This is a genomic window from Arachnia propionica, assembly GCF_900637725.1.
GTDB lineage: Bacteria > Actinomycetota > Actinomycetes > Propionibacteriales > Propionibacteriaceae > Arachnia > Arachnia propionica.
In genome coordinates this window covers 920,856-946,566 of the sequence record NZ_LR134406.1, presented here as the reverse complement: position 1 = coordinate 946,566, position 25,711 = coordinate 920,856, and the positions used below count along the sequence as shown (strand labels likewise).

The window sequence follows — 25,711 nt, the reverse complement described above, 5'->3', positions numbered from 1 at the left end:
TGCCGACTCCCGTCCGGGAGGAGCCTGTGAGGGACGAGACGGATCTTCAGCTGGTCAACCTGCTGCAGATCGATCCCCGCATCTCCTGGTCGAAGGCAGGCGAGATCCTCCAGATGTCACCGACGACCGTCGCGAACCGCTGGAACCACCTGGTGGAGAAAGGGCTGGCCTGGATCTGCACATACCCGAACCCGGAGCGCCGGTTCACCGCGGTGGTCGAGGTCGATTGCCGGACCGCGTTCCTCCCTTCCGCCACCAAGCAGATGTGCGCCCATCCGTTGATCATGAGCGTCGACGAGGCCACGGGGCGGCGCGACATCCTGCTGACCATCATGGCCCCCGACATGGCGACGCTCACCGCCTTGATCATCGACTGGATCGGGGGAATCGATGGGGTGTACGGGACCCGCAGCTCGCTGGTGACCAACGTCATCGTCGGGGCGGAGTCCTGGCGGGCGAACATCCTCACCCAGCGCCAGGTCAACCAGGCCCTCCCCCAGCGCACACCCGACAGGTCACAGACGGGATTCGATGCCGCCGACCTGGCCCTGGCCCAGGCCCTGGCTCGCGACGGCAGGGCCAGCGTCGCCTCGCTGTCCCAGGAACTCGACATGCCAACCAGCACCGTGCACCGCAGGATGCGAAGACTCCTCGCGAACCAGCACCTCATCATGCGGTGTGACACGGCCCCCGAGCTGGCGGGGTGGCTGCTGGAGTGCACCTGGCTGACGACGGTCGCCTTCAACTACAAGAACCGGGTCATCGAGCTGCTGAAGGAACAGCCCTCACTGCGGTCCTGCTTCTGGATCACGGGGAGCAACAACCTGCGCGTCAACTTCCGCGTCAACCACATCGGTTCCATGGCCGCCCTCGAATCCTCGATCGCCTCCGCGATCCCCGGCCTGGCCCCCGACGAGACCGTAGTGCACATGCGCAGCCACAAATCGATGGGATGGCTGCTGCGCCCGGACGGCAGCTGCACCGGACAACTCGTGCCCCCGGTCTTCGGCCCCTGACCCAAGCGAAACGCCCGGGGAGTCCTTCGACTCCCCGGGCGCCGGTGCTCTCAGACGAGTGCGATGCCGTCGTCGATCCGGTCGAAACGGACCGTCTCACCGTCGTGGATCTGCCCGGACAGCAGCCCGCGGGCGAGCTGGTCCTCGACGGTGGTCTGCACCAGGCGGCGCAGCGGACGGGCCCCGTAAACCGGGTCGAAACCGACCTCGCCCAGCCAGTCGGCCGCGGCGTCGGTGACCTCGACGGTGATCCTGCGGGAGGCCAGGCGCCGACCCAGCCGTTCGAGCTGGATCGCGACGATCCTGCGCAGGTCATCGCGGGTCAGAGGCTCGAACATGACGATGTCGTCCAGCCGGTTCAGGAACTCGGGACGGAACGCGGAACGCACCACCCCCATCACCTGTTCCCGTTTCTCCCCGTCGCTCAGCAGTGGGTCGGCCAGGTACTGCGACCCGAGATTGCTGGTGAGGATGAGGATGGTGTTGCGGAAATCGACCGTGCGACCCTGGCCGTCGGTGAGGCGGCCGTCGTCGAGAACCTGCAACAGGATGTTGAACAGGTCCGGGTGGGCCTTCTCCACCTCATCGAGCAGAATCACGGAGTAGGGGCGTCTGCGCACCGCCTCGGTGAGCTGACCGCCTTCCTCGTAGCCGACGTACCCGGGAGGGGCACCGACCAGCCGGGCCACCGAGTGCTTCTCGGAATACTCGCTCATGTCGATGCGAACCATGGCGGTCTCGTCGTCGAACAGGAAATCTGCCAGCGACTTGGCCAGCTCGGTCTTACCGACGCCGGTGGGGCCGAGGAACAGGAACGATCCAGTGGGCCGGTTCGGGTCGGAGATCCCGGCACGGGAACGCCGCACCGCGTCCGAGACGGCCTTTACGGCCTCGCGCTGGCCTATGAGCCGCTCACCGAGCCGTTCCTCCATGTGCAGCAGCTTCTCGGACTCGCCCTGCAGCATCCGCCCCACGGGGATCCCCGTCCAGGCCGCGACGACCTCGGCGATGTCGGTCTCGGAGACCTCGTCGGAGACCATGCGCGAGGCGTCGGCGTCGGTTTTCTCCGCGTCGATGAGCTGCTGTTCGATGACGGGGATCTCCCCGTACAGCAGCTGCGAGGCACGCCCCAGGTCGCCGGCGCGCTGCGCCTTGTCGGCCTCCACGCGCAGCGCGTCGATCTTCTCCTTGAGGTCGCCGACGCGGTTCAGCCCGGACTTCTCCTGCTCCCAGCGGGCCTCGAGACCGCGCAGCTTCTCCTGGGCATCGGCGAGTTCGGAGCGCAGCGCGGCAAGGCGCTCGCGGGATGCCGCGTCCTCCTCGTTCTTCAGGTGCAGTTCCTGCATCAGCATACGGTCCACGTCGCGGCGCAGCATGTCGATCTCCTCCGGGCTGGAGTCGATCTCCATCCGCAGCCGCGAAGCGGCCTCGTCCACCAGGTCGATGGCCTTGTCGGGCAGCTTCCGGCTGGTGATGTAGCGATCCGACAGGGCGGCGGCCGCCACCAGCGCGGAATCGGTGATGCGCACCTTGTGGTGCGCCTCGTAGCGTTCCCGCAGCCCGCGCAGAATGGCGATGGCGTCCTCCACGGAGGGTTCGCCGACGTAGACCTGCTGGAAACGGCGCTCCAGGGCGGGATCCTTCTCTATCCTTTCTCGGTACTCGTCGAGCGTGGTGGCACCGATCATTCGCAGCTCACCGCGGGCGAGCATGGGCTTGAGCATGTTGCCCGCGTCCATCCCACCGTCACCGGTGGAACCGGCACCGACGACGGTGTGCAGCTCGTCGATGAAGGTGATGATCTGCCCCTCGGATTCCTTGATCTCGCTCAGGACCGCCTTCAGGCGCTCCTCGAAATCGCCCCGGTACTTGGCCCCGGCCACCATCGAGGTGAGGTCCAGGGAGACCAGGCGGCGCCCCTTCAGGGAGTCGGGAACGTCGCCCTCCACCAGACGCATGGCGAGTCCCTCGACGACGGCGGTCTTGCCGACCCCGGGTTCGCCGATCAGGACCGGATTGTTCTTGGTGCGGCGCGCCAGCACCTGGACGACGCGGCGGATCTCCTGGTCGCGCCCGATCACGGGGTCGAGCTTGCCGGAACGGGCACGCTCGGTCAGATCTATGGAGTACTTGTCGAGAGCCGATTCGCCGCCCTCGGATTCTGCGGAGGTGACGCGTTTGCCACCCCGGGCCTCCTCGAACGCCTTGGTCAGTTTCTCGGCGGTGGCCCCGGCGCGGGTCAGGATGGTTCGCGCCTGGGATTCGACGGAGGCGAGGCCTATCAACAGGTGTTCGGTGGCGACGAACTGGTCCCCGAGCTGTTCGGCCAGTGTCTCGGCCGTGGCCAGGACGCGCGCCAGGGCACCCGAGATCGTCGGCTGGGTCACGGAACTGCCGGTGCTGGACGGCTGCTTGGAGATGTCCTCGGTGGCCCGGGCATCGACGGCGGCCGGGTCGGCGCCGACGGCAGTCAGCAAATGCCCGACGGTGTTGTCGGGGGTGAGCAGGAGACCGTGCAGCAGGTGCACGGGTTCCGCGGACGGGTTGCCCGCGGTGAGAGCTTGCCGCACCGCCGCGGTCACGGCGTCGCGGCTCTTGGTGGTCAGTTTCTCAGTGTTCAACAGTCCTCCAGAGTGCGAATTACAAAGTTGAGTCTACCACGCTCAACTTGAATCTGCATATCCCGGAGGCCGCTCGGGCCGTCCGGATCGCAACCGTTTCCCCACCCGGTCACAAAAAACCGGTTTCGAGAGCTAGGCTCGGACATGGACGGCGGCGGGATCACCCCCGGGGTCGCCGCTGTCGTCCGGTCGCCCGCTGAAGTGCTGACTGGAAGGAGCCACATGTCCCACCTCACCGAGAACGGTCTGACCACCACCATCCCCGTCACGGGGCGTGTTCCGAAGCTCCCCCGTGTCATCGCCTGGGTCGAGGAGGTCGCTGCCCTGACCAATCCCAGCGCCATTCATTTCCTCGACGGCTCCGACGAGGAGTACGAGCGTCTCGTGGAGAAGCTCGTGGAGGCCGGCACCCTCGTGCGGCTGAACCCGGACAAGCAGCCGGGATCCGTCTACACCCGCACCGATCCCGACGACGTTGCCCGCGTCGAGGACTCCACCTTCATCTGCTCCGTCGACGAGAACGACGCCGGCCCCACCAACAACTGGATGGATCCCAGGCAGATGAAGACCATCCTGACCAAGCTGTACAACGGCTGCATGGTGGGGCGCACCATGTACGTCATTCCCTTCTGCATGGGACACGTCGACGCCCCCTCCCCGAAGTTCGGCATCGAGATCACCGACTCGGCCTACGTGGCGATCTCCATGAAGATCATGACCCGGATGGGCACCGAGGTCATGGAGGCCATGGAACGCACGGACGCGGACTTCGTGCCTGCGCTGCACTCCGTCGGGATGCCCCTGCCACCCGGAGTCAGGGATGTCCCGTGGCCCTGCAACGACATCAAGTACATCGTCCACTTCCCCGAGGAACGGACCATCTGGAGCTACGGCTCCGGCTACGGCGGCAACTCCCTGCTGGGCAAGAAGTGCTATGCGCTTCGGATCGCCTCCGTGATGGGGCGCGACGAGGGCTGGCTGGCCGAGCACATGCTGATCCTCAAGATCACCTCGCCGGAGGGGAAGTCCTACCACCTGTGCGCGGCCTTCCCGTCGGCCTGCGGCAAGACGAACCTGGCGATGCTGGAACCCACCCTGCCGGGCTGGAAGGTGGAAACCCTCGGCGACGACATCGCATGGATGCGGTTCGGCGAAGACGGCAGGCTCTACGCCGTCAACCCGGAGACCGGGCTGTTTGGCGTGGCCCCCGGCACGAGCACCGACACCAACCCCAACGCCATGGCGGCCATCGAGGGCGGGCACTCGATCTTCACCAATGTCGCGCTCACCGACGACGGTGACGTGTGGTGGGAGGGGAAAACCAAGCAGCCCCCGGAGCACCTCACGGATTGGAAGGGCCGATCCTGGACCCCCGAGAACGGCCCGGAGGGCGGCCGTCCCGGCGAGAAGGCGGCGCACCCGAACTCCCGTTTCTGCACCCCGATCTCGCAGTGCCCGATCCTGTCGGACGAGTTCTACGACCCGAAGGGCGTGCCCGTCGACGCCATCATCTTCGGCGGCCGCCGCGAGAACACCATCCCGCTGGTGTCGCAGTCCAGGAACTGGCAGCACGGCGTGTTCATGGGCGCCACCTGCTCCTCCGAGACCACCGCGGCGGCCAAGGGCGCCGTCGGCGTGCTGCGCCGCGACCCGATGGCGATGCTGCCGTTCATCGGCTACCACGTCGGCGACTATCTGAGGCACTGGATCAACCTCGGGGAGCGCACCACTCCCGACAAACTCCCGAAGGTCTTCTACGTCAACTGGTTCCGGCGCGACTCCGAGGGCAAGTTCCTGTGGCCCGGTTTCGGTGAGAACTCCCGGGTCCTGAAGTGGATCGTGGAGCGCCTCGAGGGCAGGGTAGGGGCCGTCGAGACCCCGGCCGGCCTGCTGCCGGAGAAGAAGGACATCGACGTCGAGGGCCTGGACATCAGCGACGAACACCTGGAGCAGGTGCTGCGTTACGTGCCCAACGAATGGGCCGACGAGTTGCCCCGCATGCGTCGCTGGCTGAGGTCGCTGGGCCTGAAGGTCCCCCAGGAGATCCACGACGAGCTGTGGCACATTGCCATGAACATCATCGGAGATCGCTGACGGTCCCAACCGGTGTGGGTGGGGTGGAAAGCCACCCCACCCACACCACGTATCCGCCCAGCACCACCCCAAACGCCAGCCCTCCCGCCGAACGCTTGCCCTACCGTCGAACGCCAGCGCTACAGCGCAAGCACACGACCGAAAAGCAAGCGAACCACCGCCCCGAGCCTCCGCAGGATCTCCCGACGGACGCCAGTCTTCCCGTCGAACGCCAGCCCTACCGCCATCCGCTCGCCCTCCCGTCAGACGCCAGCGCTACAGCGCAAGCACACGACCGGAAGGCAGGCGAACCAATCCGGGGAGGACCCAGGGCGGGAGCCCTCGCAGGAGTTCATCCGCACTACCTCCGGATCACCCCGTGGCAGCGAGGGCGAAGGGCAGAACGGCCCTCGCCCCGGCCCGTTTCAGGAGGCGCCCCGCGACCGTCATGGTCCAGCGTGAATCGACCAGGTCGTCTACGAGTAGTACCGGTCCGGACAGGCCAGACAGCACCGCCTCCTGTTGCGGGGTGACGTGGAACCGGGTCCACAGGTTCCGCACCCGGAACGTGCTGTTCGCCCTGGGCAGCGGGGCGACGCCGGGCGCCAGCCCGAGGGGTCCGAGGACATGAAGCCGGCCGGCCCTGGCCAGTCCTTCCCCCAGGGCTGCGACCAGCCGGGGACGCGACAGGCCGGGAACCCAGGCGACGGCGGCTGGACGCTCGTCCCAGTCCCACTCGCGGAGCACCTGGAGGCACGCCCCGGCCAGCTGCGGTGGCACCTCGGCATCGACCGGGTTGCCGTCGGCATCGGGTGCGAACAGCTCACGCAACGCGTTGCCGTGGCCGAGGTCGGTCAGGCGGGCCACGACGCGGCCGGGTTCGACGCGTTCCGCCAGCGGGATCCGGCCCTTGACGACCTCACCACCCATGGAACCGGTGAAACGATCCAGCCCGGGCGGCCACAGGGTGCGCGGTTCGAGGACCACCCCCACCCGCTCCAGCACCGACTGCGCCGCGACCTGCGCCTCGGCCGTCACCCCGGTGGGGTACCACGGCCGGGTACAGGTGTCGCAGCGTCCGCAGGGCCTCGCGTGCGGATCGTCCAGCGCCGCCGTCAGGAACTCCATCCGGCACCGGCCGTGCCCGAGGTTCTCGTATTCGAGCATGGCCTGCTGCTCCGCGACCCGCGCGGCGGCGATGCGCGAGTAGCGTTCCTCGTCGTAGCTCCAGTCCGCGCCGGTAGCCACCCATCCCCCGGCGCGGTTCTCCACGGCGCCGTCAACCGCCAGCACCTTCAGCAGCAGCTCCAGGGCACCGCGACGCAGCTCCACCCGCGACTCCAGGGCGGGCACGCTCAGCGGCACATCCGACGCCGCCAGGGCCTCCAGCACCGATTCGGCCCGGTGCCGGGTGGGCATGGCGTTGGTGGCGAAGTACCGCCAGATCTCCTGGTCCTCGCCACCCGGGAGCAGCAACACGTCGGCGGACTCGGTGGCGCGGCCCGCGCGTCCCACCTGCTGGTAATAGGTAACCGGGGAGCTCGGGGCGCCGAGGTGGACCACGAACCCGAGATCGGGTTTGTCGAATCCCATCCCCAGCGCCGAGGTGGCCACCAGGGCCTTCACCTCGTTGGTGAGCAGGGCCTGCTCGGCCGCGACTCGCTCGGGCAGGTCCGTGCGACCCGTGTACGGCAGGACCCGGTGCCCGGCGGCCGCCAGAGCCGCCGCGGTGTCCTCGGCGTTCGCGACGGTCAGGCAGTAGACGATGCCGCTGCCGGGCAGCGAACCGAGATGCTCGACCAGCCACGCCAGCCGCCGCGCCGACGATCCCAGTTCCAGCACCCCGAGCCGCAGGGAGTCGCGCGCCAGGGCCCCGCGCAGCGTGAACACCTCGTGCCCGCCGACGGCCAGCTGCTCGGCGACGTCGGTGACCACCCGCTGGTTGGCCGTCGCGGTGGTGGCCAGCACCGGGACCCGGTCCGGCAGCTCCTGGATCAGGGAACGGATCCGCCGGTAGTCGGGACGGAAGTCGTGGCCCCAGTCGCTGATGCAATGGGCCTCGTCAATCACCACTAGGCCCGCCCGCGCGAGCAGATGAGGCAGCTGGGTGTCCCGGAAACGGGGGTTGACCAGGCGTTCCGGGGAGACCAGGAGGACGTCGAGGAGGTCCTGTTCGAGGGTCTCGGCGATCTCCTCCCAGTCGGTGACGTTCGACGAGTTGATGGTGGCGGCCCGCACCCCGGCGCGCCCGGCGGCCTCCACCTGGTTGCGCATCAACGCCAGCAGCGGGGAGACGATCAGCGCGGGACCGGCGCCCGCCCGGCGTTGCAGCAGCGCGGCTATGAAGTAGACCGCCGATTTTCCCCAGCCGGTGCGCTGCACCACCAAGGCCCGCCGGTGATGGACGACGAGGGCCTCGATGGCCTCGTACTGCCCGTCGTGGAAGACCGCATCCTCACTTCCTGTGAGTTTCCGCAGCAATTCGCAGGCCAGGGGACGTGTTCCGGCCTGTTCGGTGGCCCGGTTCTGCTCCATGCACGAAGCCTGCCACGGGCCACCGACATTTTCGCGGGGACGGTCAGGCCCGGAGTTTCTCGTGGATGGCGGCGACGAAGCGACCGAGGGCTCCATCGGCGAGATCGACGAACATGGCCGGTTCGAAAAGCTCCGCCTCCAGGAGCAGCGGATGGCTTCCCGGCGGGGTCACCACGTCGATGCGCGCGTACAGCGGGGTGCTGGCGTCCTCACCCCAGCCCTTGGCCTCCGCGATCGCGGCGATCGCCTTCAAGGCCCTGTTCCCGAGCTCCACCTCGTCGCCGGTAGGGGCGACCGGCCGGATGTCCTCGGTGTACCTGCCGCCGAGGTAACCGCCCCCGTGTTTGAGGATCGCGCACTTCTGGATGGTGTGTGAGTGGTGCGCGTTGAAGAACAGCAGGCCGTGTTCGGCATTGTCCTGGATGGCATCGATTGCGGGCTGCACGAGCACCACCTTGCCGACCTCCAGGATGTGTCCGCACAGTTCCAGGGCCGCGGGGTCGGTGGCGGCGAACAACCCGGTGTTCTGTGATCCGAGGGAGATGTTCGGTTTGACCACGACGTTCCCGCCGCCGTGCCTCGCCAGCGCCTCTCGGCACTGTCCGAGGTTCTCGCAGAAGGTCGTGGGTACGACCTCGACCCCGTGTTCGGCGAGTTCCCGCAGGTAACGCTTGTCCAGGTTCCACCGGATCAGGTCGGGGCTGTTGATCAGGCGCACCCGGGTCTCGGCGCGCCCCAGCCAGTCCATGAACTCCTCCGTGCGTTCCGCATAGTCCCAGGGGGAACGGAAGATGGCTGCGTCGTAGACCGACCAGTCCCTGGGCTCGTGCCAGACGGCGATCTCGGAGTCCACTCCACTGGCTTTCAGGGCGTCGTTGAGGGGCCCGGTGTCGAGGTGTTCCTCGTCCTTCAGGGTCTGCTGGTCGGTGCTTATCAGCGCGACTCGTTTCATGAAACTCCTTCTTCAGGGGCAGTACGCCCACCGCCATATGCTATCCGGTGGGCACCTCACACGACCGCGCCGCCCCGATTCCTCAGGATCGATGAACCTTGAACCAAATTTTGCACATCGAATGCACAATTCTTTTCATACCGAAATCGAAATCAACTGGAACGGGCCCGGATGATTCCCGATGCACTCCCCCCGCCGACCGTCGTATCGTCCTGCTCGAGTCCACGGGCGTCCTCGATGTCGATCTTCGGTCTGACAAGCTCCACTGATGCGGCTCCCGCCTCCACCGGGTATTCTTCCTCCAAGAATTTCTTGAGTCGGCCGCGCTCATGAAATCCCAGCGTCTTGAGGACCTCCACCACGTCACGGCCTGTGACGAAGACAATCGGATGCCGATCCTCCCGGACTTCACGATAGGCCTGTTCGGCGATGTAAGAGGTGGTCACGAAAACCCCGAACTCGCGATGTTTGATGCGGGAGATCAAGCGGGAGACCAATCTCACCCCGATACCAGAACCGGGTTTGTAACACTTGGCCTCCAGCGCGAATTCAAGGTGTATCGGATCTCCTTCGGGCCCCACCAGCAATTCACCGATGGCGTCGCGACCCCCGTCTCGGCTGGGGCGGGTGACCTCCAGAGCTGTGACGCGAGGTTCCAACCGAAGCCAGATGTGGGCCGCGAGGTGCTCGAACTGAGTTGGATCCGGCGCGAAGTGTTCATGTACCCGTTCCAATATCCACAGGTCACGCTCGTCGGGAAGCTGCTCCGCCCTGCTGCGGATCTGCACGGTACGTGGCGCCTCCAGCGCCAGGTAGATCCGGCTCCGCACCCACGCCTTCCATTCCTTGGGGCAACCGGGCCCCAACGGGTCACCGTCCAGGACGGAATCAATCCAACGTCTCGTCACCTTGTGCGTTCGCAACACGGTGAAATGTGCCCGGTAGTTCTGGAAACGCTGGTTCAGGGTGGTTCGCCAGATTGCCACCAGTTCCTCGTCGGAACGCAACCTGGAAGATCCCGGTACCAGCAGTCCACGAAAACGGACATCGCGCCCATGCCCCGTCTTCTCGAACAGGAGAATCGGCGGAACCCTGCGCCTGCTCTCCGCGCTGTCATGGGCGTCCTCGAACATGGAACGCAGCAGAAGGTTGCCCCCGCGGGGAGTGTCGTGAAGTTCCCTCCCCGGTCTGCGGTTGTCGCCGTAGTAGGTGAAGTCCCCGGTGGTGGGGTCGAGATGATCCGGCCAGTCCACCTCGCCTCCCGAGGTGTAAAGCACCATCAGTTTCACGCCCCCACGCCGCACACTCCCCGCGAACCTGAAACCACCCTGATTTCCGACGGGAACAAGTTTTCCTATCGGGTCGTCACCAGCGTTCTTGGCGACCCCGCCCTCATAGACGCGGTCCAGCACCAGATCGGCCCGTGGCAGGTCATCGAAGGCGACTTTTCCCCACTCCGTGACGGCCCCGCCCTGAAACTGAGTCACGGACCCAGGGTATCGCCCTTCAAGTCGGAGAGCAGATCCTCAAGGAGTTCTTCCTCATAGGCGGTGCAGCCCTCCGGCATCCGCCAAGTGAACGCACCGGGCAGCCGGTCCCGGAGCTGATTCACGATCCGCCAGCCGACGACATCCCCGTCGGCCCGCACGTGACAGCGGACGTCACCGAGGCCCGTCAGCAGCTCCCAGGCGGCCTGGCTGGGAAGCCCGAAGGTACAGACCAGCGGCCGGGACGCCGCGCCGTGGCGGTCCGCGGCGGCCTCCAGGACGGTCGGGTTCTCGCAGACGAAGACCTCCGCGCCCCTGGCCAGTTCCCAGGCGCCCCGGAGCGACCGCAGGGTCAGCCACACCGGTTCCCCCGGGACGCCCCGGACCAATGCCGGCGCCGCGTCCAACAAGAACTCCACGGGCACCGCGGCCGGGCCGGCGATCCCCTGTTCCGGGCCCGCCGCACCCTCCACACCAGCACCGATCTACTGGCCGAGCAACAACAAGTCCACCTTCGAGGCGTTGTTCACCGACGATAACCAACGTCGAAGTCGAGGCCACCCGGCACATCTACCAACAGATGATCGCCGCCTACCGCGAGTCCGACCCCACCACGGGCAAGACCCGGATGAAGTCCCTGATCGCCAAACTCACCCATGCCGTCCCGGCCTGCCTGACCGAGGTCGCTGCCCTCGGACGGACCCTGAAGAAACGGGCCGCCGACATCCTCGCGTTCTTCGACCACCCCCACACCAGCAACGGCCCCACCGAAGCGATCAACGGCCGCCTAGAACACCTCCGAGGCTCCGCACTCGGCTTCCTCAACCTCACCCACTACATCGCCCGAGCACTCCTCGAGACCGGCGGCTTCAGACCAGCCCTACACCCTCGATTGTGAAGAGCCTCGGTCTCTCTGCGCGAGGTCGTCTTCTTCGCTTCCTCGGGCATCAAGCTCATGCCCGTGATCTTCTCAGTAATCATGCGACCTTCCCCACCAGCTACGCCGATGTATCAGGCCAGAAACACCATTGGGCTGACAGTCCCACCGCCGGAGGCACGGCAGCAGGAAGTATGATCAGGCATCGTCGAGGTCCTTGAAGATCAGGAAGATCAGATGGTGTGGTAACCCCGATTTCTTAAGGGCCTCGACCCCCTTCACCCCGCCGACACGCCAGCTCCTGGATCCACGCTCACCCCACGCTCAGGTCCGAAGAGCCTCGAAAGCTGCCAGGCTCTGTCGTCTACAGGACTACGCGGACAAGGCGCTCCAACGGCACATGTCCTGCCGCTGAATAGCAGCCCAGTGCGGACCGATTTGACGACCACGTTTGCACGAACAAGGGGGTTCTTGAACCGATGGAACCCATCATAGCTGTTCCTATGCCCAAGCCGCGTCGGTCTTCGCGGACTCCGACGTCGAACACTCCCGCGACTTCCTCGGAACGAACTAACGAGTACCACGCGACAGCTATGCCATCGTCACTCAGAAAATGATAGAACTCGCGTTCATCTACGGCCGACGTTGCCCCATTACCTCTCCAGTCTGCGTACTCAACCCGCAGATGGTCATCCGAGGACGACAGTGGCGGAGACACGCGGAGTAGATTCACATCATATTCAACCTCCACAGAAGACCTGTGCGCCATCAATCAAGTCGCGATCCGCCCAGACGCGCTATCCAAGGAGGAGACCCGAAAGCACCCGGGCGGGAGATTCTAGAGTGCCACCTCTCGCGAAAGGATCTTGAAGTTGAAGTTGGTTGCCTGAAGGTCAGCGCGACAAACAGATATAAAGCCCATCGAATCAGTCTCAACATGGCATCCAATGCTGGCTAGCCATCGTAGCTCGCATGACAGAATGGGGTTAGACATTGAAAGTTACTCCCGCTCCAGCTTCGGACTGGACAACACAGGATTACGGTGAACTATCAGAAGGCAGACGACAAAGATTAAGCAAACAAAGACCCCGGACAGCAACACTCCACCTTCCGCTAACCAAGACCCTATGAATAGTCCAACGCTCGGAGAGAGCAGCACGATGGCATCAATCCCGCCCAGCACGCGGGCTCTATGCTCCTCGTCAATCTGTTTGACCGCATAGCTGAACAGCGGCTGACTTAGGGCGTCAAAGAGTCCATACAGTAGAAACGCTCCTACGACTAGCCCCATCGGAACCCCGGCGGTAGCTAAAACTACAGAGGCTCCACCTCCAATCATGCTCAATCGGAATAGTCGACCGACATGCCGGGAGAAACGTTCCACAATAACCAGTCCAATGATTTCTCCCACTGCAATTCCAGCGCGTATCATCGTGAGACTTTGCACGGATTCATCTATCGACAAGGCCAGTGGTAGCAGCTGAGGAACGAAACCATATGCAAGATTCGCTACGAAGAGTACAAGTGTGAAACCACGAAGAAACCTGCTCCTCATCAGGAGGCTGCCTACCAAGCGTAAGTCTCCAGCGAGTGTCAGGTGCTCCCTCGGTTTCCCAGCATCTCGCGTCGCTCCCGGGGTCGCAAAGAAGCACGCCACCGCAGCACACATGTATCCGAAGGCGACGATCATGACGACCACCGAGACGCTCACAAAAGCTATGAGCACTCCCGATGACAAGAGGCCTGCAGTACCTACCAGGCGGCCAGCAACGCCAGTCCTGGCTTGGAATTTGATGAACACCTCTGTCCGGAGTGACCGGGAGGCCATGATCAGGCTTGATCGTCGGAATATCGACTGACAGAAATCATTCGCGAGAACGAAGACAACTGCGGCAAGTACGTTCGTCAGGATGATCGGAACGAACGCCAAGAACGCAAGGAGCAGCAAGAGCGACCCTATCAAGCCCAGCAGCATGGTCGTACGGGGCGCATATCGGTCGACAATGCCACCAACCACGACCGACATGGCCGCCCTGAAGAGGAGCGATGAGGCCAGCACTGTCGCTGGGGCGAGCACAGAACCGAGGTTGGACGCTAGAGACCAAGCGACCTGCAAGTCCAACAGCAGATCGCTAATCGAAGCGGCAACTGTCGCTAGGAGAAGAAGGTTAGCGACTCGGCGCTGATGAGACATGCTCTGCATAAAAGGCCACAGCTAGCGCGAAGTAGTCGCAGCCAGCCTGACACGGGTATCCATTTGAGTCCTCTTCCGCGCGACAACCCCCTCCACAAAGGGCTGTCAGTCGACAGTCTTGACACACCGGCTTACTGAACATCAACTCTTTCCGAATCAGTCGTTGTGCATGAGCAGACAAGGTGGCGATCGTGTCGGCATCCAACAGATTGCAGATACGGTCCGCTCTATCTGTGCGCTTAACACATGGGTACACGCTTCCATCAGTATCAACACAGATCGCTGATATTCCTGCGCCGCAATGGGCTACAGGATATCCGGTCGTCTCGAATTGCATGTTATCCGCGAACTTGACCGTGTCCAGCACGGAATGCACATCTCCCGTCTTGGTAAACACTTGGTCCAGCAGTCGTCGAAGCTGTTCCGTCGTCGGGCGTTCGGTGTCGGCAGCCTATTTAACCATGAAGAACCCAGGCGAGCAACCTATCGCGGCAAAGTGATCATAAAACTCCGTGGCGGTATCCGCCGTCGAGCGGGTCAGCACCTGCATCACTCTGAAGGGGATGCCAGCTTCCTTTGCAAGCGCTACGGCTCGCATGGCCCTTGCGAAGCTGCCGCGTCCACGAGTAGGGCTGTTCGTCGCTTCGTCGTGACCGTCAACATCGGCCCGTGGCAGGTCATCGAAGGCGACTTTTCCCCACTCCGTGACGGCCCCGCCCTGAAACTGAGTCACGGACCCAGGGTATCGCCCTTCAAGTCGGAGAGCAGATCCTCAAGGAGTTCTTCCTCATAGGCGGTGCAGCCCTCCGGCATCCGCCAAGTGAACGCACCGGGCAGCCGGTCCCGGAGCTGATTCACGATCCGCCAGCCGACGACATCCCCGTCGGCCCGCACGTGACAGCGGACGTCACCGAGGCCCGTCAGCAGCTCCCAGGCGGCCTGGCTGGGAAGCCCGAAGGTACAGACCAGCGGCCGGGACGCCGCGCCGTGGCGGTCCGCGGCGGCCTCCAGGACGGTCGGGTTCTCGCAGACGAAAACCTCCGCACCCCTGGCCAGTTCCCAGGCGCCCCGGAGCGACCGCAGGGTCAGCCACACCGGTTCCCCCGGGGCGGCGTGGCAGAGCCGCACCGCCGGGGCGTTCCCGGTCAGGGGCAGGTTCAGCACCAGCACCTGCGCCGAGACCGCGTCGCAGATCACCCCGGCGCCCGCCCAGGCCGCCGACCACAGTTGTGCGTCCTCCAGGGGGTCGCGGTAGCTCCCGCCCTCGGTGACGGCCCGGCGCAATTCCAGCGACCTGACGCAGGCCCGTCCCAACGGCGTCGAACGGTCCAGGGCGTGCGGATCCCGGAACAGGGCGGCGGCCAGTTCAGCCAGCCGGCGCGGCTCCTCCCCGGTGGCCGCGAGCACATCCGCGACTTCACCGGCCAGCAGCGCCCACGACGGGGCCGGTTGCAGAATGCCCCGGGCCACCACCGTCAGGTCGTCCCCCCAGTCGCCGACCGCACCTCGCAGCAGCGCCAGACCGGCCGCACGGTCGGATTCCCGCGCCTGCTCCGCCTCGGCCCGCTCCCCCCGGAGATCCCGCAGGGGTCCTCCGAGCGCGACGAGCAGCTCGTCCAGTCCGGCACCGTGGGCCCTCAATCCCTGCCTGAGTTCCGACGCCCTCACCCCCCTGCCGGATTCCCTCCAATCCGCCTTCAGGAACCGCCCGATGTCCCGGCGCTCCGATGGCGACCAGTCCAGGGACACCTCACCCCTGTCCCCGCGCCAGCCTCGTTCCCGGCGTCTCCTGACCTCCGCCAGCAGGCGGGCCGGTCCTGGCAGCCGCGCCCAGGCCAGCAGATAGCCGGGCACGCTCACAGCAGCTGGTCCTGCCTTTCGGACGCCCCGAGCGCCGGGGTTTCAATGGTCTCCAGTTGTCCGCCCGCCCACAGTTCCAGAACCAGATCGGCCCCGGGCATGGGGGCCGGCGCCCTGACCACCTGGTAGATGGCCGCGACGGGCACGGCGGCGACATTGACGATCCTTCCTGGCCCGACCAGCAGCACGTCGAGGTCGAACTCCCTGAACAGTTTCATCACGGTGGCGCGGTTGGCGGCGTCAAGACCGTCGAAGGCCTCGTCCAGCCACAGCGGCCGGGGCCCGGTCGGCATCTCCTCGTACATCGCGGCGAGGGTGGCCACGAGCGGCATCATCAGCATCACAACCCGCGCCCCGCCGGAGAGTTCCGCGTAGCCCCTGCTGGTCAGCGGTCCCCACTTCCCGGAACCGCGGCGATGTTCCAGGTGGATGTCGTACCAGCTCCGGTAGTCCAGCCGCTCCGCCAAGCCGTTTCGCCAGTCGGCCAGCCCCGCCCCCTGGGCCTCCCGTTTCACCTCGTCGACCCGGACCCTGAGGAACTCCCTGACACGCTCCTCCACCTCGGGATTGCCCCAGGCGGGACCGCCGACGGCCTCCAACACCTGCCGGGTGGCGGCGTCCTTCGGTTCGAGGACGATCCTGAGGGCGGTGCGGTCGGTGCGGGTGGCGTGGGCCTCCAGCACCTTGTTGATGCGCCCGACGAGCGCCTGGGTGGCGCCTATCCGGTCCCGCAGGTGATCCATGAAGGTGGAGCCGAGCAGCTGCCCGAGCGTGTCCTGCACCCGCTGGTCGTAGTTCAGGGCCAGTTCCTCCTGGATGGCCCGCAGCCTCGCGAGGGCCTCCGTGAGGGGGTGGCCGGCGCCGTGTGCGTCGACCACGACGGTGACCCTCGGCAGGTCATCCACCTCATCGATGCGAAGGCTGCGGCCACCCGCCTCCAGCGCCCCGCGGGCCTCGCCTGCACCGGTGTGCAGCCTCCGCCAGGCGTTCTGGACCGCCTGATCGGCCTGGTCGGGATCCTCGTTCCAGTTGCGGATGGTGACCTGCTGGCTGACGAACCGCACCTGCGCCCGCACCTGCATGATCGCCGTCGAGTCCGGTTCCGGCAGCTCCAGGCCCAGTTCCTCCGCCAGGCCCGCGTCGACGAGCCGCCGGAACCATGCGAAGGCCCGGTCGCGTTCAGCGGTGACCGTCTCCCGTTCCCGTTCGGCCGCGGCCAAGGCCTCCTCGGCCTTGCCCACCCGACCGGCCAGCCGGAGCAGTTCCCGCCCCAGCCCCGTGGCCTGCGAGGCCACCTCGGCGGCCCGCGCCTGCAGCTCCTCCAACTCCCGGACTATCTCCTGGTCATCCGATCCGATGGCCTTCTCGAGGGCCTGCACCCGGGATGTTGCCGATCCCAGTCGTTCCTCGGCAGCGCGCGCCTCGGTGATTGCCTCGTCCCGCTGTCTGTCCTCCTCCGTCGCCGCGGTGACCGCCGCTTCACAAGCGCCGAGGGCCAGTTCCTCCCGTTCCCGGGCGTGACGCAGGACCCCCAGGGCGTTCTCGGTGCGGCGCAGGGCGTCCTGCACCTCCACCAGTTCGGCCTCCGGGACCGGCAGGTGATGCTGCGTGGCGAAGGTCAGCAGGGTCGCCCGCCTGGCGTCGGCCTCCGCCCGCAATCCCCGGGCCCGGGCCTCGTGCTGCGCCGCCGTCTCCTCCGCAGCAGCCGCCAGGGTCTCCGCAGTCGCGGCGTCCCGCAGCAGCCCGAAGAGTTCCCGGTCGTCGGGGGCCGAGGCCATCGCCCTCTGCAGGGCGGCCAGTTCGGCGGAAGCCCAGCTGGCCTCGGCCTCGTGCTCCGTCGTCTCGGCGAGGGCCTCCTCCCGGGCGCGGTTCAGTTCGGCCCTGCGCCGGGCCCGGCCGGCCTCCCGGGCTTCCTCCCCCAGGTGCTCGGCGTTGCCGTTGGGGCAGCTGGCCCGCCCCACCATGGAACCGTTGCGCCAGCGCCCGTCGAGGGCGATCGCGAGCCCGGTTCCCGGCAGTTCCTCCCCCGCGTGGACCAGATGGACGCCCGCCAACAGCGCCTCGACCCGCTCGTTCCACGGGCCGGAAGCGGCCTCCAGCACCTCCCCGAGGCCTCTTTCGACAGGTTCCTCGACGACGGCCAGGACATCGTCGGCGACGACACCCTCGTCGCTCACCCAGGCGTCCAGCAACCCCGACGCAGCGAGCGCGGCCTCGATGGCGGCCAGTTCCTGCTCCTGCAGACCCTCGCGCGGGTTCACGAGCCGCCAGACGGGGGCTCCCGTGTCGGGGCGAGAACGCCGCACCCACAGTGCGGACGGCTGCGGATCCGCTACCCCGGCCCGGTCCAGTTCCTCGATGCGCCCGTCCAGTTCGCCGACGCGTTCCCTGGCGAGCCGGCCCTGCAACTCGGATTCCCGCAGCCTCACCTGGACCGGGGCGCGTGTTGGTTCGAACCATTCCTCCCGGATGCGTTCCCTGAGCAGCCGCTGTGGGGTGCTGCCGTCGGGCAGGGCGGACTGCCAGGCCTCGACGTCCACGCCGCCTCCGACTTTCTCCGCCCAGACGTCGAGCCCGGCCGCCAGCGAGTCGCGTTCCTGCTCGGCCGCCTCCCAGGCGGCGTCGCGACGTTCCCCGGCCTCGGTGGCTCGCTGCCGGGACTCCGCCGCGACGTCCTCCGCGCGGCTGGCTTCCTGATCGGCCAGGACCACCTCGCCCAGGAACTGCTGGGCGCGTTTCACGTCGCGTTGCCTGTCGCCCACCCGCTGTTCCGTGAGCACCGGGTCGAAGTCGGCGATGTCCACCCCCGCCTCCCGGGCCGCGTATCGGGCATCGGCGAGGCGCTCGGAGGTTTCCCGGCGCCGGGTCTCGAGCGCGGCCTCAGCGGTTTCCCGGGTCTCCTCCGCCCTGCGCGCCGCCGCATCGGCTGCCTCGGCGCGCCGGTTGGCCTCCGCGGATTCCCTCCCCGCCATCTCCGCGACGGTGCGGGCGTGGGTCAGGCGGGTCAACCTTCCCTGCGCGTCCTGGTAGCGGCTGGAGGCCCGCAACTCCTCGGCCGCCACCCGGGCGCCCTCGCCCGCGAGCTCCAGGGAGCGGCGTTCCTCCTCCACGACGGCCCGTCGCGCGTCCGCCTCCCCGAGTTCCCGTCGCGCCTCCCGTTCCCTGCGGGTGACGTTGTCGAACGCGGTGATCGCGGACCTGCCCCTGTCCGCGGCCCTCCGCAGCACTGCCCGCACCCAGGGCCGCCAGGAACGCACGGTGAACCCCTCAACGATTTCGACGGCGTCCGCGGCGCGATCCAGATCGGCTCGGATCTCGTCCAGCTGGTCCCAGCCGTCGGCGAGCTGGTTGATCTCGGAGCGGTCAAGTTCTGGCAGGGCGTCGTGCAGCCGATCGCTGATGAAACGCACCTGGAGTTGCTCACCGAGTTTCGGGGTGCGGGTGACCCGCAGCAGCTTCCCCACCGCCTCCAGTTTCTCGGCGGTGCTGCCCAGCAGCCGGGAGGCCACTTCGCGGCGGTAGGCCGCCGCGCTCGGATGCCTGGTGAACCCCTCGGCCGTCACATCCTTGGGTAGCACCACGCGGCGGGCCGCCAGCAGGTCGCAGCCGCCACGCACCCGTTCCCCGCCGGAGAGGGTGCACCAGTGGAGGCGCATGTCGGCGGCTGCGCCGCGGGCCTCCGCGAACAGCAGCGTGGTGAAGAACTCCTCACCCTGGTCGGTGCGGCGCCCGTACTCCACCCACAGCCAGCCGTGGTGGGTGGAGGCCGTGGCCTCGCGGCGATCGGCGTCGCGGCCGGTGGGTTCGACGTAGTAGCGGAACGTTTTCCCGGAGCGGCCCAGCGTGTCGATGTTGCTGGATGCGACATCCGCGAGCCAAGGGATCAGGGTGGTCAGCGCCATCAACGACGACTTACCGGTTTCGTTGCTGCCCATGAGCTGCACCCAGCCGTCCGCATACCAGTACTCGGTGGTCTCGAACTCCCACAGGTTCACCACCCCCGCGCGCAGCGCCTGCCAGCGATCGGCCCTGATGGGGCCGGGCAAATCGCCCGCGACCACGGCGTCGCGCCACGACTTCAGTTGCTCGTCATCAAGCATCACTCCTCCTCGCCCGAGGTCAGTTCGGCATCGCGGTAGCGCCCCGCGGCCGGGGCGAGAATCCAGTCCCCGGCCTCCACCCTGAGTAGACCGAGTTCCCCCAACCGCCCCGCCACGGCGTCGCGGATCGCCGTGGCGGATTCCCTCAGGGCCACCGTGAGTTGTTTCTCCCTGCCACGGTGAATGTCTTCCGCGGCGGCCAGCACCCGGTCGGCAGGAACCCGGTGGAATCCTGCCGCCCCCGGGCACAGCGCGTCGATCATGGCCAGCGTCACCCAATCCAAGGTGGTGGCGTCGGGGAAACCGCAAACCAACCCCTCGGGCAGTTCTCGGGATGCGGGCATCACCAGCACGAGGGCGTCGCTGCGCACCTCGACCCGGCCTCCGGTCAGTTCCTCGGCCCGCTCCACCAGGCGGCTGCGTTGCCGGGTCAGGTAGTCGCGGTGGGATTCGGGAAGCTCCTGGGGATACAGGGCCTGGCATTCCACCAGGATCCGCAGCAGTTCCTGTCCCCGGGCGTCCTGGCCGCCGTCGACCCGGCGCGCCAGGGCGAGGTCGACGTCATTGGTGTCCACCAGCAGCATCAGGGCGTCCCGGTGCAGCAGGTAGCCGGCGCCGATCCCGGATCCGGTGCGCTCCCAGTCGTTCTGCAAGGTGCCTGAGGTGCGTTCCTCCAGCACCCCGTGCCCGATGAGCAGCTGGATGGCGGCGAGCAGCCGCTGCCGGTCCGGGCGGCGGTTCGGGTCGTAGGGCCAGCCGCCGTTGATCTGCGCCAGCCGCGCCACATCGTCGGAAAGTTCCTGGAGGGTCAGTGACTCCCCGGGGCTGGCCTCCAGGCAACTGGCGGTGTACAAGGCCAGCACCAGCTGGCCGCGGGGCGGTGGCGTGGTCGCGGGAAGAGCCACTCCTCCCCCGATGGGTGGCCTGCGCAACCGGTAGCAGCGATTGATGCCAACCAGGAGATAGCCCACCCGCTTCGCCCAGACGTTCAGGACGGCGGCGTGACGGTGCACCAGCACGTGCAGTTCGGGATGTCTCCAGGGCGTGACGATGGGGTTCGCCAGCAGGCCGGTGAAGGCGGCCTGGATCTCGGAGTGGTCGTTGCCCAGCATCACGCGGTGAACTCCACCAGGGCGTCGGCCAGCACCAGTCGCCCTTCCTCGGTCCGGCAGACGGCGGACCGGGGAGGGTGGACGGGGGTCAGTTTCATGGTGCATCTGCCGTCGGCGGTGGTGCCCGTCCCGTCCGATTCCCGGGCCGAGGTGAGCAGGTCCAGGAAGAGCCGGGTTTCCTCCGCGGTCAGGACGGCCCAGTCACTGAGGTGTGTGCCGGAACGGGAGACCAGGCGGTGTTCGGCCTCCCGCAGCGCGGCCTGGTCGTGGGCGGCGGCAGCGCGGGCCAGTTCCCTGGCCCTCGACCGGTCCACCACGCGGGGGGCCCGGCCGGACAGGGAACGCCGGCCCTGGGAGCGCAGCCGTTTCGACACCGGGGCGGGGGGTGCCTCCCACACGCTCGGGGTACCGGGCACCTCTGGGGTCTCCATGGCCAGGTGCCTGGCGGAGTAGAGCCCCGTGCCGGATGCGAAGACCCGCCAGGCCTCCGCGTCGTCCTCGGCCCCGGCGACCGCGTCGGCCAGCCGGGACAGTTCCGCGGCCCGGGAGACGGTGCCCCCGACCGCCATCAGCGCCCGGTGCCCACGGAGCACCGGGGTGACGGCGTCACGCATCTGGCGGCGAAGCCGGGTGGCCTGCGGCAGTTCGCCGCTGAACCAGCGTTCCAGGACTGCGACGATGCCCGCCAGGTGGGTGGTCGCGCGGGTCACCGTCTCCGGGTTGATCTCGGCGCCGAGGCGTTGGAGGGTCAGGGCCCGCCAGATATCGGGGCCGATGGCCTTCAGGTCCGGTAGGCAGGCCGTGATGCGACCGGACCAGGCGTCCACCCCGGCACCCCAGGCATCGATGTAGGCGAGGATGGTTTCCAACAGGCGCGTGATGCGCGCCTGGTCGGGAACCCCACCGAGCGCAGCGGCCATCCGCGACTGCCACTGGTTGGCCTCCCGCGCCATGGCGTCCAGGGTGGTTTCGACCACGGAAAACTCCCGGGAGGCGTCATCGATACGTTCCCCCGCCAGGGCGTCCAGGGCGGCCCGGAGCCGGTCGGCCAGCACCGCCGGGGCCAGCAGCACCGCCGTGGAACCCGCCCCCAGGTCCTCCTCGATGGCCCTGACGGCTTGGTTGAGGGCCGCTCCGGCCTCGGTGAGCTGGTAGCGGTAGCGGTTCCGGAGGAACTCTTCCTCCGTGGTGGCCCGGTCCTGCCAGGCCTCGCAGGTTCCCCAGGAGACCAGCGACGCGAGACGGTCGGAGAGGTTGAGGTCCTCGACCAGCTCGGCCACCGTCCCCTGCGGCAGCCGCGCGCGGATCAATTCGGCCAGTTCGTCGTGGCCCACTCCCGTCAGCGACACCTCCTGCCGGTCTGCCAACACGTCCACGATGAGCCGGTACTGGCGGGCGTGGGAACCGACGAGGTAGCTGGCGGCGCGGATCTCCCCGGGGGTCGTGAGCAGGCTCCAGGGCGACAGATCCCCTTCTAGCGCTTCGGTCACGGATCCACCCTACCCAGCCAACAGGTCGGGAAAAGGCCGTGGCCCCGGGATCTCCCGGGGCCACGGCGTGTTGGGGCGGGATCGATCAGAGACCTTCACCCGTCCTGGGAAGACCGGGTCTGACCGGCGTCTTTCTGGTGGGCTGGCCCGGCGTGCCCGGATCCGTGCTCGTCGGCGTCGCGGTTCCGGTCGGGGACGCGGTTCCGGTCGGCGTCACGGTGCTGGTCGGTCCGGCGGACGGGGAGGCCGTGGGTTCGGTGCCCTTGTTCAGCTCCCCTGTGATGGCCTCCGTGACGCCCTGGGCGTTGTCGAAGGCCACAGCCATGTATCCGAGCGTCTTCTGGTCGGTGTAGGCGGCGTCGTTGCGTTCGAGATTGAAGGTCTTCGACTCGCCCGGGTTGACCTTGAAGAACTGGCCGTCGTTGAAGGGCTTGTTCGTCGGATCGTACTGCGCCCACTGTTCGATGGTGTCGATAGCCGCCTCGTTCTTGAGGTCGGTGGCGTAGGCGGTGTAGCTGAACTTGCCCTTGATGCCGACCTGGCTGGCGACCACCTGCAGCACCACGGTGCTGGAGTCCGTCGGGGCGAGGGTCATAGAACCGGAGGCGTAGACCTTTCCGTCGGAGAGATCCGCCACGAACACCTCGGCGACACCGTTGATCTCCTTCGCGCGCACCAGCCCGGAGTCGATGCTGATGATCCGGTAGTCGGCCTTGCCGTCATTGTCGTTGTCAATTTCGACGTTGTACATGAGCTGGGCTGGGTTGGAGAACCGGGAGCTGGAGTTCAACGCGAAGTTCACGGTCCTGAGCATCTCGTCGCCGTAGCTCGCCACCCCGACGCTGGCCAGGTCCTGGCCGCTGTCGACCCCGTCCGGGATGTCGGCAGGATCGCTCAGTCCCCACGTGTAAATCGCGGTGTAGGCACCGACCGCGCCGCCCTCGTTGGTGAAGGTGACGTCGGTTCCCTTGGGCGTGGGCGTGTTGGCCGCCTTCACGTTGGACAGGGAACGCGGAACCAGCAGGTAGGGCATGGTCAGGGTCTTGCCACCGGACCCGGTGAACTTCAGCTTGCCGGAGGCCTCGTAGAACCACGGCGAGTTCGGGCTGTTGACTCCGCTGGGCACGTCGGAGGCCGACACGGTGATCTTGACGTCGATGTCCACGCTGCCACCAGCCGGAACCGTGATCTTCTCCTGGCTGAAGGAGATGGTGGCCTTCTTCGATTTCTCGGCCGGTTGTGAACTGGCGGTGAACTGCGCTGTCTCGGTTCCCTTGTTGACGAGAGTGACCTTGCGGGTGGCCTCGAAGGTGGTGGACGACTCCGCGTACCCGAAGCTGAGCCCCGCGTCACGCACCGCGGTGCCGTTCACGTCCGTGGAGTCACCGTAGGCGACGACGGAGGCACCGACCGCCTCGACGGGGTCAACCAGGCCTCCCGCGAGGGTGGGATCGTATCCACCGACCTTCTCGGGATCGGCGGTGTTGACCAGCGAGGCCGCGATCTCCTGGGCGCTCCACTCCGGGTGGGCCTGGACGGCGAGAGCGGCGACGCCGGTGACGTGCGGGGTGGCCATGGAGGTACCCGAGTCGACGCGACCGAAGCTTCCGGAACCGACGGCCGCCGACAGGATCGAGACGCCGGGGGCGGTCACGTTCGGGCGCACAGCCGAGTCACCGCTGCGCGGACCCGCGGAGCTGAAATCCGCGAGTTTGCCGTAGTCCCTGTTGGGGATTTCGTTGGCGGTCAGGGTGACCTCCTTGTCGTGGGCGGCGACGACGGCTTCGGTGTCGGAGGATTTCACCCCGAGCAGCGGAACGTTGACCCGCCACTTCTCACCGGTTTCGGGATTGCCGGTGATCAGGCCCTCGTAGGGTGGCAGCTCGTCGCTGTCGTTGATCATGATGGCTCCCGCCAGACCCCAGCGCTGGGCGTTCATGGCGCGCAACACACGGGCGCAGTCGCCACGCCTGGTGACCACGATGGCCCCGCGCGGAACGCTGGCGTACTCGTCGCGATCGCAGCCGGTCGAGATCTTGTTGTCCTCGGTTCTGAGGACGTGGAGCTTCGCGCTCTGGGGAAGTTTGGCGCCGTTGACGTTGATGGTCTGGATCGTCTTGCCGTCGATGGCGAGCTGTGCGGCCGGGTGGTTCTCCATGGGATCGTTTGCGGCGACGGAGACCACCCCTGCGCCGGTGCCTGGAGAGGACGTCAGGTAGGGCTGCGAACCGGCGTTGCCCGCGGCGGAGACCACCACGACGCCGGCGGCCACCGCGTTGGAAACGGCGACGGCATCGGGGTCGGTGGCCCTGCCGAACGGCGAACCGAGCGAGAGGTTGATCACGTCCATGTGGTTCTTGACGGCCCAGTCGACGGCATCAGCGGTGAGGCTGCTGTGTCCCTCGCACCCGAAAACCTTCAACGCGTACAGATCGGCTTCGGGAGCCACGCCGGGACCGACCCGGAACTCGTTGTTGTGGGTGGTGGAGTCATAGGGACCCTTGTAAGTCTCGCCGTCAGCGGTCACGCCTGATCCGGCGGCGGTGGCTGCCACGTGGGTTCCGTGCCCGAACTTCTCGCAGTCGATGGGGTTGGCGTCCGGCTGCGGAGTGTTCTGCCCGGTGTAGGAGTCGCCCGCGAAGTCGTATCCGCCCTTGAACCGGGGGCCGTAGTAGGGGGTCGGATCCGCCGCCGCGGTGGCCTCGGCGAACGCATCCGGGGTGCCTTCCCCACCGAAGGTGGCGTGGGTGTAGTCGACCCCGCTGTCGATGATGGCGATCTTGACGCCCTTTCCGGTGTAGCCGGTGCCGCCCGCGCCCTGCCAGACGTTCGGGGCGCCGATGTAGGGCACGCTCTTGGTGTTGCTCCGCTCCTGCTCGGGGATGGCCTGCACGCTCTTGACCCCGTCGATCGCCTCGACGTTGGCCAACTGACCGCTGTCGATCGTCACCCGCAGGCCGTTGTAGGCGGATTGCAGGCGGTTCTCGACGGTGCCGCCCAGAACGGCCACCTGCGCGGCCACCTTCTCCTGGGCCTTGCCGAGATTGTCCTGTATCTGCTTTTCCTCGCTCTCACTCAGGGAACCCCCGTTGCGCGCCTTGACGACCGCGACGGGATCCTCCTTGAGTTCCACCATGACCGTGACCGGACCCTGCTTCTTGAGGATCTCCTTGGCGGTTTCGGCGGAAACCTCGGTCTTGGGGGCCGACTTGATCAGATCGGACATGTTCTGCGGGTCCGCTGTCTCGTCGGCGAAAGCCGTTGCCACTGGGGTGATGAGAGCCAACACCCCGATCATGGCCAATAGTCTGCTACGTCGCACAGCTCTGCCTTTCATAATTGATAGTGCGACCCCGTACGGCACCACAAAAGTAGCGACACATCGTCCGGGTAT

Annotated in this window: 16 protein-coding genes and 1 pseudogene; 3 read left to right on the top strand and 14 right to left on the bottom strand. The window is 67.0% G+C overall.

Features of this window, described 5'->3' with window-relative positions; all coding sequences use genetic code 11:
- The first annotated feature begins 26 nt into the window (after nt 1-26).
- Nucleotides 27-1,016, top strand: coding sequence for an Lrp/AsnC family transcriptional regulator (locus tag EL272_RS04145; RefSeq protein ID WP_061787796.1), 990 nt, complete (start codon nt 27-29; stop codon nt 1,014-1,016).
- 50 nt (nt 1,017-1,066) lie between these two features.
- On the opposite strand, the gene clpB is transcribed toward EL272_RS04145, so the two are convergent.
- Nucleotides 1,067-3,637, bottom strand: coding sequence for an ATP-dependent chaperone ClpB (gene clpB, locus EL272_RS04140; protein ID WP_014845967.1), 2,571 nt, complete (start codon nt 3,635-3,637; stop codon nt 1,067-1,069).
- A gap of 222 nt (nt 3,638-3,859) precedes the next feature.
- Between clpB and EL272_RS04135 the strand changes: the two genes are divergently transcribed.
- Complete coding sequence (locus EL272_RS04135) at nt 3,860-5,731, top strand: phosphoenolpyruvate carboxykinase (GTP) (protein WP_197720293.1); 1,872 nt, start codon at nt 3,860-3,862, stop codon at nt 5,729-5,731.
- A gap of 351 nt (nt 5,732-6,082) precedes the next feature.
- Here the strand turns inward: EL272_RS04135 and EL272_RS04130 are convergent, their stop codons facing one another.
- The 4 genes from EL272_RS04130 to EL272_RS04115 form a co-directional block, all read right to left on the bottom strand.
- Nucleotides 6,083-8,245, bottom strand: a complete 2,163-nt coding sequence (locus EL272_RS04130; protein ID WP_061787797.1) for a RecQ family ATP-dependent DNA helicase — start codon at nt 8,243-8,245, stop codon at nt 6,083-6,085.
- 43 nt (nt 8,246-8,288) lie between these two features.
- Complete coding sequence (locus tag EL272_RS04125) at nt 8,289-9,197, bottom strand: ATP-grasp domain-containing protein (RefSeq protein WP_061787798.1); 909 nt, start codon at nt 9,195-9,197, stop codon at nt 8,289-8,291.
- A 152-nt stretch (nt 9,198-9,349) separates the two neighbouring features.
- Complete coding sequence (locus EL272_RS04120) at nt 9,350-10,684, bottom strand: restriction endonuclease (RefSeq protein ID WP_061787799.1); 1,335 nt, start codon at nt 10,682-10,684, stop codon at nt 9,350-9,352.
- A complete protein-coding gene (locus tag EL272_RS04115; protein WP_073970060.1) occupies nt 10,681-11,046 on the bottom strand; it encodes a DUF2399 domain-containing protein in 366 nt (121 codons plus the stop codon). The genes EL272_RS04120 and EL272_RS04115 overlap by 4 nt, the downstream gene beginning before the upstream one ends.
- On the opposite strand from EL272_RS04115, the pseudogene EL272_RS15680 reads away from it, so the two are divergent.
- Nucleotides 11,047-11,582: pseudogene (locus EL272_RS15680) on the top strand (ISL3 family transposase); the annotation flags it as partial.
- A gap of 343 nt (nt 11,583-11,925) precedes the next feature.
- Here EL272_RS15680 and EL272_RS16010 read toward each other — a convergent pair.
- The 9 genes from EL272_RS16010 to EL272_RS04070 all read right to left on the bottom strand — a co-directional run bounded on the left by EL272_RS16010 (nt 11,926) and on the right by EL272_RS04070 (nt 25,615).
- Entirely contained in the window at nt 11,926-12,330 is a 405-nt protein-coding gene (locus EL272_RS16010) for a GNAT family N-acetyltransferase (protein ID WP_369691793.1), read from the bottom strand.
- A 231-nt stretch (nt 12,331-12,561) separates the two neighbouring features.
- Nucleotides 12,562-13,755, bottom strand: coding sequence for an MFS transporter (locus EL272_RS04105; protein WP_211097994.1), 1,194 nt, complete (start codon nt 13,753-13,755; stop codon nt 12,562-12,564).
- Complete coding sequence (locus tag EL272_RS16005) at nt 13,730-14,092, bottom strand: SPASM domain-containing protein (RefSeq protein ID WP_369691794.1); 363 nt, start codon at nt 14,090-14,092, stop codon at nt 13,730-13,732. Before EL272_RS16005 ends, EL272_RS04105 begins: the two co-directional genes overlap by 26 nt.
- Before the next feature lie 114 nt (nt 14,093-14,206).
- The gene (locus tag EL272_RS04095; protein ID WP_061787801.1) at nt 14,207-14,488 is read right to left on the bottom strand and encodes a hypothetical protein; all 282 of its coding nucleotides are present in this window, start codon (nt 14,486-14,488) and stop codon (nt 14,207-14,209) included.
- A complete protein-coding gene (locus tag EL272_RS04090; RefSeq protein ID WP_082793857.1) occupies nt 14,485-15,615 on the bottom strand; it encodes a TIGR02679 domain-containing protein in 1,131 nt (376 codons plus the stop codon). Before EL272_RS04090 ends, EL272_RS04095 begins: the two co-directional genes overlap by 4 nt.
- Nucleotides 15,612-19,715: an SbcC/MukB-like Walker B domain-containing protein gene (locus tag EL272_RS04085; protein ID WP_061787802.1), complete on the bottom strand. Its 4,104-nt coding sequence runs from the start codon at nt 19,713-19,715 to the stop codon at nt 15,612-15,614. The genes EL272_RS04090 and EL272_RS04085 overlap by 4 nt, the downstream gene beginning before the upstream one ends.
- Nucleotides 19,715-20,827, bottom strand: a complete 1,113-nt coding sequence (locus EL272_RS04080; protein ID WP_061787803.1) for a TIGR02678 family protein — start codon at nt 20,825-20,827, stop codon at nt 19,715-19,717. Before EL272_RS04080 ends, EL272_RS04085 begins: the two co-directional genes overlap by 1 nt.
- A complete protein-coding gene (locus EL272_RS04075; protein WP_061787804.1) occupies nt 20,827-22,317 on the bottom strand; it encodes a DUF2397 domain-containing protein in 1,491 nt (496 codons plus the stop codon). The genes EL272_RS04080 and EL272_RS04075 overlap by 1 nt, the downstream gene beginning before the upstream one ends.
- 85 nt (nt 22,318-22,402) lie before the next feature.
- Nucleotides 22,403-25,615 carry a S8 family serine peptidase gene (locus tag EL272_RS04070; protein WP_061787805.1) on the bottom strand — a complete coding sequence of 1,071 codons (3,213 nt, stop codon included), beginning with the start codon at nt 25,613-25,615 and terminating at the stop codon, nt 22,403-22,405.
- Nucleotides 25,616-25,711: the final 96 nt, after the last annotated feature.